11 protein-coding genes are annotated in these 12,804 nt (G+C 70.3%); 5 read left to right on the top strand and 6 right to left on the bottom strand.

Annotated elements, in window-relative coordinates; genetic code table 11:
• The first annotated feature begins 140 nt into the window (after positions 1–140).
• The 5 genes from KXC43_RS02555 (at position 141) to KXC43_RS02535 (ending at position 9,632) form a co-directional block, all read left to right on the top strand.
• Positions 141–1,040, top strand: a complete 900-nt coding sequence (locus tag KXC43_RS02555) for a hypothetical protein (protein ID WP_221374209.1) — start codon at positions 141–143, stop codon at positions 1,038–1,040.
• Between the two features lie 142 nt (positions 1,041–1,182).
• Positions 1,183–5,244: a SpoIIE family protein phosphatase gene (locus tag KXC43_RS02550; protein WP_221374208.1), complete on the top strand. Its 4,062-nt coding sequence runs from the start codon at positions 1,183–1,185 to the stop codon at positions 5,242–5,244.
• Positions 5,241–5,546 carry an STAS domain-containing protein gene (locus tag KXC43_RS02545; protein WP_221374207.1) on the top strand — a complete coding sequence of 102 codons (306 nt, stop codon included), beginning with the start codon at positions 5,241–5,243 and terminating at the stop codon, positions 5,544–5,546. Before KXC43_RS02550 ends, KXC43_RS02545 begins: the two co-directional genes overlap by 4 nt.
• 403 nt (positions 5,547–5,949) lie before the next feature.
• Complete coding sequence (locus KXC43_RS02540; RefSeq protein ID WP_221374206.1) at positions 5,950–8,364, top strand: penicillin-binding protein; 2,415 nt, start codon at positions 5,950–5,952, stop codon at positions 8,362–8,364.
• Positions 8,361–9,632 (top strand): diacylglycerol/lipid kinase family protein, encoded by a 1,272-nt coding sequence (locus KXC43_RS02535; protein ID WP_221374205.1) that lies wholly within the window; start codon positions 8,361–8,363, stop codon positions 9,630–9,632. The genes KXC43_RS02540 and KXC43_RS02535 overlap by 4 nt, the downstream gene beginning before the upstream one ends.
• A gap of 95 nt (positions 9,633–9,727) precedes the next feature.
• On the opposite strand, the gene KXC43_RS02530 is transcribed toward KXC43_RS02535, so the two are convergent.
• From KXC43_RS02530 to KXC43_RS02510, 6 genes are all read right to left on the bottom strand, one after another.
• Positions 9,728–10,495: a metallophosphoesterase family protein gene (locus tag KXC43_RS02530; RefSeq protein ID WP_221374204.1), complete on the bottom strand. Its 768-nt coding sequence runs from the start codon at positions 10,493–10,495 to the stop codon at positions 9,728–9,730.
• A gap of 28 nt (positions 10,496–10,523) precedes the next feature.
• Positions 10,524–10,658 (bottom strand): hypothetical protein, encoded by a 135-nt coding sequence (locus tag KXC43_RS50475; RefSeq protein ID WP_255643318.1) that lies wholly within the window; start codon positions 10,656–10,658, stop codon positions 10,524–10,526.
• Between the two features lie 50 nt (positions 10,659–10,708).
• The gene (locus KXC43_RS02525; protein ID WP_221374203.1) at positions 10,709–10,984 is read right to left on the bottom strand and encodes a hypothetical protein; all 276 of its coding nucleotides are present in this window, start codon (positions 10,982–10,984) and stop codon (positions 10,709–10,711) included.
• Positions 10,981–11,160 (bottom strand): hypothetical protein, encoded by a 180-nt coding sequence (locus KXC43_RS02520; protein WP_221374202.1) that lies wholly within the window; start codon positions 11,158–11,160, stop codon positions 10,981–10,983. The genes KXC43_RS02525 and KXC43_RS02520 overlap by 4 nt, the downstream gene beginning before the upstream one ends.
• Positions 11,161–11,219: 59 nt before the next feature.
• Positions 11,220–11,492, bottom strand: coding sequence for a dihydrofolate reductase family protein (locus tag KXC43_RS02515; protein ID WP_221374201.1), 273 nt, complete (start codon positions 11,490–11,492; stop codon positions 11,220–11,222).
• Positions 11,493–11,571: 79 nt separating this feature from the next.
• On the bottom strand, positions 11,572–12,678 hold the full coding sequence (locus KXC43_RS02510) for a glycoside hydrolase family 12 protein (RefSeq protein ID WP_221374200.1): 1,107 nt from the start codon (positions 12,676–12,678) through the stop codon (positions 11,572–11,574).
• Positions 12,679–12,804 lie beyond the last annotated feature (126 nt).

The raw sequence follows: 12,804 nt of genomic DNA, 5'->3' as shown, positions 1-12,804 counted from the left end.
TCGCCGTCGCTTTGGGTTAGCAGACGCGATGTGACGGCCGCGCCACGGAATGGTTTTCGCGGCGCGCTTTACGGGATCGTTTATTCCGATTTCCCCGGGGCCTGGCTGGTCAGGTCAGTCAATTCCGAGATCATTTACCGGTGATCTTTGTCGACCGTGTTGAACTGCAAAAACGCTATATTCGGCGCGTTGTCAACCCATCAATTCCGTACGGCACAAAGGCTGTTGACGGGGTCGGCAGTATGTGGGTCGTGGCAGCGGAATTATCTGACCCCACCCGAACGCGGCGGCGTCGCCGGTCCTCAGTCCCGGGCTACGCACCGTCATCGCCCCGGCATTCCTACGAGATCCCGGGCGCCCCCGTCCCGCCGGCGGTCGTGCGCGGCGAGGGGATCGAGGCCCTCACCCACGACGTGCTCATCCGGCGCAACCTCGAGGTGTCGCCGAACGGGTTCATCACGATCATCAGCATCATCCAGGGCGTCGCGCTGGCGCTGCTGGCCGAGAAGACCTTCGACAAGCCCAGCCTGCTCGTCGCCGTCCAGAGCGTCTCGCTGCTGCTGATCTTCGTCAGCGTCTTCTACTGGTACCTGACCCTCAGCGTCTTCATCCGCTGGGCGCCGTCCTTCCTGGACTGCCTCCTGCCGTTCGCCATCGCCGGATTGGAGATCCCGCCCGCGTTCTTCCTGGGCGATTCGCGCGCCTGGAACCTGTGGCTGGCCATGTTCTGGGCCGGCACCGCGGTCGGCCTCTGGATCACCAAGAAGTGGTGCCCGCCGTCGCATTTCGGCCCGGCCCGCGAGGCCTATCGGATGTTCATCGATCTGCTGCGCGAACTCCAGATGATCGCCGGCGTGGGCGCGCTGGCCCTTGCCTTCTGCGGCATCTTCGCCTACCTCGACTGGACCCACAAGTTCTTCTGGGGAATGGCCGGAGCTCTCACCGTGCTGACCACCGTCGCCTTCGTCGTCTACCGCGTCGAACACGGAGCCGCGCGGATCCATGAGCACTTCGGCGTGAGCCGTCCCCCGTTCAACTGAGCCGGGGTGGTGCTTCCCAGGGGTAAATGATCTCGACCGGGGTATGTGGCCTCCCGCCCGGAGGACGTCCGGGCGGGAGGGTTTGCGTATCCTACGAGCGGCCACGCGCCCTCGGGGCTGAGAAACGGGAGACGCTCGCGCGATGACTCAGGACGTGTTCGCCGATGGCGGTGACGTCGGGCGGGACCTCGCGGCGGTGGACTGGGACCGCACGCCGCTCGGCCCGCCGCAGCAGTGGCCGCAGAGTCTCCGCACAGCGGTCAGCATCCTGCTCTCGTCCCGCTTCCCGATGTGGATGGCCTGGGGTCCGCAGCTCACGTTCTTCTGCAACGCGGCCTACCGCCGCGACACACTGGGCCGTAAGTACCCGTGGGCGCTGGGCCGCCCGGCCAACGAGGTGTGGGCCGAGATCTGGGACGACATCGGCCCGCGCATCACGACGGTGCTCTCGACCGGCCAGGCCACCTGGGACGAGGGCCTGCTGCTGTTCCTCGAACGCTCCGGCTACACCGAGGAGACGTACCACACCTTCTCGTACAGCCCGCTGCGTGACGACGACGGCGCGCTGGTCGGCATGCTCTGCGTGGTCAGCGAGGACACCGAGCGCGTGATCGGTCAGCGGCGGATGGCGACCCTGCGCGACCTCGGCTCGGACCCGAGCGTGGTGCGCACCGAGCAGCAGACGCTGGCCTTCACCGGCGCTCAGCTGGGCCGCAACCTGCACGACCTGCCGTTCACGCTGACCTATCTGTTCGAGATCGACGGCGTACGGCTGGCCGAGGCGACCGGCATCCCGGCCGACCACCCGGTGGCACGGCCGGGCGCCTGGCCCGTCGAGGCCATCTCCCGCGGGGAGTCGGTCGTGGTGCCGATCGAGGGCGACCTGCCGCTCGGGGCCTGGCGCGAGCCGCCCGTCGAGGCGCTGGTCGTGCCGCTGCTGCAACAGGGCGACAGCCCGTACGGGTTCCTGGTCGCCGGCCTCAACCGTTTCCGCGCGGTCGACGACGGTTACCGCGGGTTCGTCGAGCTGACCGCCGGGCACGTGTCCGCCGGCATCGCGAGCGCCCGCAGCTATCAGGCCCAGCAGCGCCGGGCCGAGGAGCTGGCCGAGCTCGACCGGGCCAAGACCGCGTTCTTCTCGAACATCAGCCACGAGTTCCGCACCCCGCTGACCCTGATCATGGGACCGCTGGAGGAGCTGCTGACCCGGTCCGACCTCACCGACGACCAGGGTGTGCGGGCCGAACTCCAAGTCATCCACCGCAACGGGCTGCGCCTGGGCAAGCTGGTCAACGCGTTGCTCGATTTCTCCCGTATCGAGGCCGGCCGCATGCAGGCCCGGTTCGAGCCGGTCGACCTGGCCCACGCCACCGCCGAGCTGGCCAGCGTGTTCCGGTCGGCGATCGAGCGGACCGGCCTGACGTTCGAGGTCGACACCCCGCCGCTGGCCCAGCCGGTCTACCTCGACCGCGGGATGTGGGAGAAGATCGTCCTCAACCTGCTCAGCAACGCTCTGAAGTTCACCTTCAGCGGCGGGGTGCGCATTGCCGTACGCGGGGAAGCCGAAGCTGCCACGGTGACGGTGACCGACACCGGGGTCGGGGTGCCCGAGGACGAGATGCCGCGCCTTTTCGAGCGCTTCCACCGCATCGAGAACGCCCGGTCGCGCTCCAACGAGGGCAGCGGCATCGGCCTGGCGCTGGTGAAGGAGCTGGTCGAGCTCCACGGCGGCACGATCACGGCGGACAGCACGTTCGGCCGGGGCACGACATTCACCGTCCGGCTGCCGCTGGGAGCCGCCCATCTGCCGGCCGAGGCCGTGAACACCGCGCCGAGCGCCGGTCCGAGGTCGTCCGGCGCCGAGCCGTACGTGCAGGAAGCGCTGCGCTGGACGCCGGGCACAACCGATTCGTCGGACGAGGCCGTGCCCGTGGCCAAGTCGCCCGCCACGGTGCTGGTGGCCGACGACAACGCCGACATGCGCGACTATCTCGCCCGCCTGTTGCGCTCGGCCGGCCACCGCGTGCTGGCCGTCGGGGACGGGCAGGCCGCGCTCGAGGTGGCCCGCCGGGAAAATCCCGACCTGGTCGTCAGCGACGTCATGATGCCCCGCCTCGACGGGCTCGAACTGGTGGCGGCGTTGCGGACCGATCCGCGTACGGCCGGGACGCCCGTCCTGCTGCTCTCGGCGCGCGCCGGTCAGGAGGCGTCGATCGAGGGACTGGACGCCGGCGCCGACGACTACCTGGTCAAGCCGTTCTCGTCGGCCGAGCTGCTGGCCCGCGTACGCGCCAACGTCGAGCTGGCCCGGCTGCGCAACCACCACGCTCGCTGGCGCACGGCGCTGATCGACTCGCTCCAGGAGGCGTTCTTCGTCTGCGACGAGGACGGGGCGGTCATCGAGATCAACTCGACGTTCACCGACGTCCTCGGCTTCGGGCCCGAGGGCCTGCCGTACGCGCCGGTGCACCCGTGGTGGCCCGACCGCGAGGCCGACCCGGAGGCGTACAACCAGGTCGCGGACGCGCTCGCCCTGCTGGTGGGCAGCACCCGGGGCACCTACACGATCCCGGTGCAGCACCGCGACGGGCATCGGCTGTGGGCCGCGGCGTCCTTCAACCAGGTCGCCGACCCGGACACCGGCCGCAAGGTCATCGTGGGCACCTTCCGCGACGTCACCGCCGAGCATTACGCCGTGCAGCGCGACAGCGCCCTGGCCGCCCTGAGCGTGCGCCTCTCGCAGGCCGAGAGCGTCTCCAGCGCGCTGGACGGTGTGCTGCCGGATCTGGGCGAGCTGTGGCAGGCACGGCAGGTGTACGCCGCGGTCTTCCACGACTCGGGCCCGCCCACCCTGGTCACCGACGACGAGCAGATCCGCTGGGAAAGTCTGACTCCCGAGCGGCGTACGGCGTTGACCGCGCTGCGGGACGAGCCGCTGCTCACCCCGGTCGCCGACCGGCCCGGCGGCGCCGGCATCGCGCTCGAGCACCCGGACGGCACGATGGTGCTCCTGCTCGAACTGACCGAGCGGCGCCCGTTCACCGAGCAGGACAGGACCCTGCTGACGCTGCTGGCCGGGCATCTCGGGCAGGGACTGCACCGCATCCACCAGATCGACCAGCAACGCGAGACGGCGCTGGCCCTCCAGCGGGCGATCCTCGGGCCGGCCGAGCTGCCCGCCGGGTTCGCCGTCCGCTACGCGCCGGCCACCCGCCCCCTCAAGGTCGGCGGCGACTGGTACGACACCGTCATGCTCACCGCCGGCCGGATAGGCATCGTGGTCGGCGACTGCGTCGGGCACGGACTGCGGGCGGCCACCGTCATGGGCCAGCTCCGCAGCGCCTGCCGTGCCCTGCTGCTGCAGAACACCGACCCCGCGCAGACGCTCACCGCCCTCGACCGGTTCGCCGTCCAGCTGCCGGGCGCGATGTGCGCGACCGTCTTCTGCGGCGTGCTCGACCCGGCGACGGGAGAGCTGACGTACGCCAGCGCCGGGCACCCGCCCGCGGTCGTCGCCCACCGCGACGGGACCACCGACCTGCTCGACCACGGCCGCTCGCGCCCGCTGGGGGTGCGCTCGACCGGTGAGCGCCCCGAAGCGCACTACACCGTGCCGGTGCGGGCCACGCTGCTGCTCTACACCGACGGCCTGGTCGAACGCCGCCGGCAACCGCTGACCGCCGGCATCGAGCGGGTGGCGGCCGCGGTGCAGCAGGGCCGGACGGCCACGCTCGAAGAGCTGGCCACCGAGGTCATGGCGAACATGGCCCCGTCCGCGGGCTACGACGACGACGTGGCCATGCTGCTCTACCGCCACCCCGGCCCGCTCGAGCTCGACTTCCCGGCCGAGGCGACGCGGCTGGCCCCGCTGCGGTCGATGCTGCGTACCTGGCTGGCCCGCTGCGGGGTCGACCCCACGACGGCCCAGAACGTGCTGGTCGCGGCGGGGGAGGCGTGCGCCAACGCGATCGAGCACGGCCACCGCCACCTGCCGGGCGGCCTGATCAGCCTGCGGGCGGCGGCCACGGCCGACGACCTGCACCTGACCATCACCGACAGCGGCCTGTGGAAGACCCCGGAGCCCGCCGCCAACCCGCACCGCGGGCGGGGCTTCGCCCTGATGCGGGCGCTGATGAGCGAAGTGACCGTGACGACCGGCGCCGCCGGCACCATCGTCGGCCTGCAAGCGAGGATTCCCCGATGAGCACACCGCTGACCTGCACCACGGGCCGCCGGCCGGACGGCGCCGTCGTGCTCACCGCCACCGGCGAGATCGACATGAGCAACGCCGCCGCCTTCGCCACGGCGCTGACCGGGGCCGACGACGAGTCGGCCGGGTCCCCGTTCGTGGTCGACCTGACCCGGGTGGAGTACATCGACAGCGCGGGCCTGGCCGCTCTCTTCCCGCATGTCGACCGTCTGCGGCTGGTGTCCAACCCGCTGTTGTCCCCGGTCCTGACTATCGCCGGCCTCGACGACATCACCACGACCGCGGCCGAGTCGTAGATCTACCACTTCCTCCGCCCGTACGGCCGACGCGCCGCGACCCCTCGTTGAGCAGCGTCTTCATCGCGACGCCGGCGGCCGGCGTGTGGCGGGCCGACCCCGCCCGCCAACCTGCCCCGCCCGTGTCTGGCTGGGCATTCACTTCCGTACGGCGGACACGGCGGCCCGCACACTCGGTGTCGACCTGGCCGACTGGGTGGCCCGTCACTACTTCCGCTCCAGGCGGTGACTCTGCGTCGCGTGGGGTCGCCGGGAAGGCGTACATCGGCTTTCTGGTTTGGATCTTTTGGTCGAAGATTGTGGGGGAAATGCCGGACTGAGGCGCAATTGCCGGGCCCGCGCCTTGACAAAGCAAGGTGAAATAGACGGGACTCGCTCCCGACGAGGCTCTGGTGGTGGTTCGGTGAGTTCGTGGTGGCGCAGGCGTGATCACAACGTCTTCTTCAATGTGTTCGCGCTGCTGACCTGTGGGCTGGTGGCGGGCGTGGTGGTGGCGGCCGCGGCGTTCCCGGTGGCGGCGATGTCCGGTCTGACGGCCAAGGTCGGCAACCAGGCGTTCGCCAGCCTGCCGAGCGAGCTCAAGGATTTCGCCTCGCCGCAGATCACGCGGGTCTACGCGTCCGACAACAAGACGCAGATCGCGCAGTTCTACGACGAGTTCCGCAGCGACGTGCCGCTCAAGCAGATGTCGCCGCACATCCGCGACGCCATGGTGGCCGCCGAGGACCGCGAGTTCTACAACCACAACGGCGTCGACCTCAAGGGCGTCGCCCGGGCGGTGGTCAACAACAGCGGCAAGTCGGAGTCCAAGCAGGGCGCCTCGACGATCACCATGCAGTGGGTGCGCATGTCGCTCGCCTACTCGGCGACCAGCCCGTCCGAGGTCGTCAAGGCCACCGAGGACACGAACGTCCGCAAGGTCACCGAGATCAAGTACGCCATGCGGGTCGAGCAGGAGCTGAACAAAGACCAGATCCTCGAGCGCTACCTCAACATGGCGCCGTTCGGCAAGCAGACGTACGGCATCTTCGCCGCCAGCAAGGTCTACTTCAACAAGAGCCCCAAGAACCTCACCATCGGCCAGGCCGCCCTGCTCGCCGCCGTGGTACGGGCGCCGTCGTTCTACGACCCCACGACCAAGCAGGGGTACGACGAGATCCGCCAGCGCCGCAACAACTACGTCATCCCGGGCATGCTCGAGATGGGCGCCATCACGCCGGCCCAGGCCGCGGCGGCCAAGAAGGAGGCCATCCCGCGCAAGGTGGCCCCGGTCGGCAACGGGTGCGTCTCCGTGGCGTACAACAGCTGGGGTTTCTTCTGCGACTTCTTCTACCGCTGGTGGATGGATCGCCCCGAGTTCGGCGCGACGAACTTCGAGCGCGAGCGGCGCCTCAAGAGCGGCGGCTACCGCATCACCACCACGATCGACCTCAAGGCCACGAAAGAGGCCAAGGCCCGGGTCGGCGACCTGATCAAGGAAAAGAACAAGAACGCCCTGCTGCTGGCGGCGGTCGAGCCGCGCACGGGCAAGGTCAAGCTGTTGGTGACCAACCGCAAGTACAGCCTCGACGACTCGAAGAACCCGCTCTCGTCCGACCCCAGGAAGCGGCGGGCGGGCGTCAAGGGTTCCGCCCCCAACACGGTGAACCCGCTGATCACCGGCGGCGGCGGCGTCAACGGCTACCAGGCCGGCTCGGTCATGAAGATCTTCACCCTGATCGCGGCGCTCGAGAAGGGCTACCCGCTGCACTACACGATCAAGGCCGAGAAGTTCTACAAGTCGCGGTACATCGTCGAGCGCAGCAGCGACTCGGCCTGCCCGGGCACGCATTTCTGGTGCCCGCAGAACTCGGGCGGCGGCGGCGAGGGCGTCTACAACATGTGGAGCGGGTTCGGCCGCTCGATCAACACGTACTTCGTGCCGCTGGAGGAGCGGGTGGGCGCCGACAACGTGGTGAACGTGGCCAAGCGCTTCGGCATCAAGTTCCGCGACCCCGAGGACGCCAAGCTCGCGTCGGACGGCTACTCGCACCAGTGGGGCGCCTTCACGCTCGGCGTGTCCGCGACCACCCCGCTCGACATGGCCAACGCGTACGCGACCCTGGCCGCCGACGGCATGTACTGCGAGCCCACCCCGATCGAACAGATCACCACCCGCGACAACCAGAAGCTCGACATCGGCAAGTCCCACTGCGAACGGGCCACCTCGGTCGACGTCGCCCGCGCGGCGCTCGACGCAGCCCGTTGCCCGGTGGGTGACCGCGCCCGCACCGGCAGCTGCGAGGGCGCCACCGCCCGGGTGACCCGCGGCGTGGTCGGGCACCCGGTGTTCGGCAAGACCGGCACCACCGACCGCGACCGCACGGCCTCGCTCATCGCCGGCACGACGTCCCTGGTGGTGGCGGGCTACCTCGTCAACCCCGACTACCAGGCCCACAAGGACCGGATGGACCACGACCAGGTCAATCCGGCCGTCTACCGCACGCTCGGCGACTACATGGACGGCAAGCCCAAGGTCCAGTTCAAACGACCCGAGAACCGCAAGATCGTGTACGGCGACCAGCGGCGCATCCCCGACGTCGAGTGCCTCTCGCTGACGCGGGCCCGTGACCGCATCGAGAACGCCGGATTCGACGCGGTGGTGTCCAGCAGCGAGGTCGAGTCCAAGTGCCCCGCGGGCACGGCGGCCGGCACCAGCCCGAGCGGCCGCACGGTCAAGAACGGCGTCGTGGCCATCGAGGTCAGCAACGGCAAGGGCGCCGAGCCGCCGGACGGACCGGGCGGCACACCGCCGATCATCGTTCCACCACCACGGTGACCAGCCCGGCGGTGACGCCCGGCGGTGGCCGGCGCGCCGCCGCCGTCATCGCCCTGATCGCGCCGCTGCTGGCCGTCGCGGCCACGCTCGAGACGACGGTGCTGCACTTCGGCACGTTCGTGTCGTTCGTGCTCGCGGTCGTGGTGGTGACGACGGCGACCTGGTACGCGCTGACCCGCCGCGGCCTGCTGCGCTGGCTTGCCGTGCTGGTGGCGGCGGTCGGCGTCCTGATGATGGTCACGATCGGCCTGTCGTTGTTCCTGACGCAGGCGGCCATGCTGATCGTGTTCGCCGTGGCCGGACGCTACGCGCTCGGCCCGCACAGCTCGGCGACGATCAGCGGCGGTCATCCGGCCCGTCCGGTCCCCGCGGCCCGTCGCGGCGTCCTGCTGATCAACCCACGGTCGGGTGACGGCGTGGCGGCCCGGGCCGGCCTGGCCGAGGCGGCCGCGGCCCGCGGTCTCGAGGTGATCACTCTCGGGCCCGGCGACGACCTGGCCGCGCTGGCCGAACGGGCCGCCGCGGAGGGGGCGGACGTGCTGGGCATGGCCGGTGGGGACGGCTCGCAGGCGCTGGTCGCCACCACGGCGATGCGCCACGGTCTCCCGTTCGTCTGTGTGCCCGCCGGCACGAGAAACCACTTCGCTCTCGACCTCGGGCTCGACCGCACCGACGTGGCCGGCGCGCTGGACGCCTTCACCGACGGCGTCGAGCGGCTCGTCGACCTGGCCTCGGTGAACGACCGGATCTTCGTCAACAACGCCTCCCTCGGCGTCTACGCCGAGGTGGTACGGGCCAAGGGCTACCGCAAAGCCAAGATCCGGACGTGGGGACGGCTGCTGCCCGACCTGCTGGGCCCCGCGGCCGCGCCGTCGGACCTCGAGTTCGACAGTCCGGAGGGGCCCCCGATCAGCGGGGTGTCGCTGGTGCTCGTCTCCAACAACCCGTACGACCTGTCGCGGGTGGGCCGGTCGGGCGGGCGGCCACGCCTCGACACCGGCCGGTTGGGGATCGTCGCTGTGCGCGGCGCCATCCCGGCGGGGGAGTTCGTGGCCCGCAAGTTCACGGTGCGCTCCAAGGCCGACGTGGCGGCCGGTGTGGACGGCGAGGCGATCCTGCTGACGCCGCCGCTGGTCTTCCGATCGCTGCCCGGCGCCCTGCGGGTGCGGGTGCCCCGCTCGTCCGGTGCCCGGCCGCGCGCCGCGGCGCTCAGCCGGCGCGACCTGAACGCCCTGGTCCGGGTGGCGTCAGGCGCGCCCGCCGTCTGACGCGACGCTTCTCGTCTGCCATTTGCGTGGGCTTGGCTGCGTGGTGGACACGGCGCTCGGCCTTTTGCGCTCTGCCGCTTCCTGGGTGCCGTGTTTCAGGCGTGCCAGCCGTCGGAGGTGCGGCGCCAGTGTGTCGTGCGCGCTGGTCGGAAGGCGCCGTCGAGCCAGTGCCGTACGGTCAGCCGCAGGTCGGCGCCGTCGAGGTCCAGCATGGTCCAGGACTGGCTCTCGTCGGCTCGCACGCGCCAGGAGCAGGCCGTTCCGCTCATCAGGCCGATCATCCCGCTCAGACCGGCCTGCGCCGCCACATGGTCGTGCCCGCACAGGATGACGTCGACACCGGCCGCGGCCGCCGCTCGCAGCGTGTCGCCGGCGCCGTGCACGAGGGCTTCGTCCGGCCGCTGCTCCGAGCGGAACACCGGGTGATGCAGCATAAGGATTTTGAGATCGGCCGCCCCGGCCAGGTCCGAGCCGATCCGAGCCAGCTGCGCCCCGTCGATCCGGCCGCCTTTCCACAGATACGGCCGAGGCGAGCTCAGCCCGAGCAGGAGCAGACCGCCGTCGCGGACAGTCGGCTCGGGCTCCTGATCGACGAACTGCCGATAGGCGCCCAGCGGGTCGAAGGCCCGGGCCGGCCGGTCGAGCGGCAGGTCGTGGTTACCCGGCACGCACGTCCAGGGCCTTCCGACCGACCCCAGCAGGTCAACCGCGGCCCGGAACTGGTCGTCCCGGGCCCGCATGGTCAGGTCGCCGCCGACCAGCAGCCGGTCGGGCGCCTGGGCGATCAGGTCGGCCCGCAGCCCCGCGACCACGGCCGGCTCCTCGGCCCCGAAGTGCAGGTCGGTGATGTGGGCCAGGCGCATACCCCCGAGCCTAGATCCGGGGGAACAGTCACGCCGTGGTGTAACCGGTGATCCGGTCGATCTCGATCCACGATCCGTCCTTCACCTGAACCTCGACGTGGCCGTCGGGTGACTTGCCGACGTTGGTCACCAGCCGGGGGACGGGTTCTCTGCTCGTGGCCACCCTGACCCGGTTCGGGAACGCGGTCAGCAGCCCGAGAAGACTGTCGTCCGTCAGCGGTGCGGTGACGCCGGCAGGGCCGCGGTGGCGTGCAGGAAAGCCGCAGCGACCGCGGCCCGGCCGGTGTTGCGAGCGGCGGTCGCGACGCCGCGCGATTCGACATCGGCCTTGACGAACAGCGCCGGCGCGATCGCTGTCGCGGAGAGGACGAGCGCCGCCGCCCCGATGAGTGCCACCGCGACCGGCGTGTTCGTGTTGTCCATCAGTACCTCGAAGAAGGCGCCGACCATGGCCAGAACGCCGCTGATCCCGCCCGCGGCCCCGGTCACGGCAATCGGCGTTTGGACAAGGCCAGCGCGCCGGACCGAATGACCTGCACGGACGGCGGCGTCGTCGTCCAGAAGCCGGCGTTCTTGGCGGCGTCCACCCGGGCCGCATCGGTGGCCATCAGCTGCAGACAGATGAGCAGGTTGTCGAGGGTGATGGTGGGTGCGGTGCCGGACACCGCCGTCGGCCAGGTCAGCTTGCTGAGCGGCTTGGAGTCGGCAGGGTTGGCGTGGTCGCCTACCGGCGGACGAGGTAGCGCAGGTGGGTGACGCCCGTGCCGTTGACTACGCCGACGGGGCCCTCCAGCAGCAGGGGGCCGCCGGCGAACTGGCCGACGAACGGGGTGCCCGCGCCGAGCAGCACCGGCACCAGGTCGATGTGGAACTCGTCGAGCAGGCCCGCCTCCAGGGTCTGGCGGGCCATCTGGTCGCCGTTGACGCCGACGTCGCGCCGGCCGGCGATTTTCTGAGCGGTGGCGATGGCCTCCTCGATGCCCCCGGTCACGAACACGAAGTCCTCCTCTGACCGAACCGGCGGTGACGCCGCCTGTGTCCTCAGGTCGGAGCCGTCACCGCCGTCTCGACATGCCTCAGCTGTAATTCAGGGAGAAGGCGTTGGTGGTGAAGTTCGACTGCCCGGCGGTGCCGGTGATCTCGAAGCCGAACTGCAGCTCACCGACGGTGACGTTGCCCCACCAGTTGTTCGTGCGCAACCAGTTCATGACGGCCAGCAGGTCGATCGTGCCCGAGTTGGTGTCGGTGCGGATGAACGAGAAGACGGCGTTGGCCCCGTTCGAGCCGCGGTAGACGTTCCAGGTGTGCCCGCCGACCGAGAGGTTCCGGACGTTCGGCACGGCCCCGTTGGCGTCGTAGCTCTCGGCGATCGGGCCGACCGCGCCGTGCTGGTTGGTCCAGATCATCACCTCGTACGCGTGGTTGTCGGCCCAGATGTCGTAGGTGGTGGCGAAGTCACCGTCGGCCGGGACCGACACGTTGAACGAGCTGGTCACCGAGGACAGCGAGCTCAGCGTGCGATTGAGCGTCTTGCCGGTGTTCGGGTACGACTTCACCCCGCTGGTGCGCGGGTGGTTGGCGACCACGCCGAAGTTCGTGCCACTGCGGGCCCAGATCGTCTGCGTCCCGGCGCCCCCGCCCCAGATGTTGTTGTAGAGCGTGTACCCGTTGTTGGTCCACGAGGCCCACTGTCCCGAGTCGACCCAGGCCGCGTCGGACGGCACGCCGTTACCCGGGTTCGAGGGCGGGGGAGTGGTCGGGGTCGGCGGGTTGGTCGTGGCACCGGTGCAGGCTGTCCCGTTGAGCGTGAAGGCGGTCGGCACGCTGTTGGTCCCGCTCGCCGCTGCGTTGAAGCCGAACGAGACCGTCCCGTTGGTGCTGATCGCCCCGTTGTAGCCGGCGTTGCGGGCGGTGACCGTCGAGCCGCTCTGGCTGACGGTGGCGTTCCAGGCCTGGGTGATGGTCTGGCCGTTGCCGTACGACCAGGCGAGCGTCCACGACGAGAGCTGATCCCCGAGGTTGGTGATCGTCACGTTGGCCCCGAACCCGCCCGGCCACGTGCTGCTGACCGTGTAGGCGACGCGGCACCCGGCCGCCGCCGAAGCGGGAAGGGCGGTGAGGACGGCCGCTCCTCCCGCGACAACTGCCACGGCCGTCGAGAGCGCAAGAACACGTCTGCGCATGATGTCCCCTCTGTTCCGGACGCCCTGTCGAAGCGCTTCGACGGTGGCATCAAGCGTCGAAGGACGTCAATGTGTGTGTGCCGCGATGCTAGAACCCGCGAGCGCCCACGGCAACCGGGGTCGCCC

It is taken from the genome of Paractinoplanes polyasparticus, from assembly GCF_019710575.1.
Classification (GTDB): domain Bacteria; phylum Actinomycetota; class Actinomycetes; order Mycobacteriales; family Micromonosporaceae; genus Actinoplanes; species Actinoplanes polyasparticus.
This window is presented reverse-complemented; position numbering and strand designations above follow the sequence as displayed.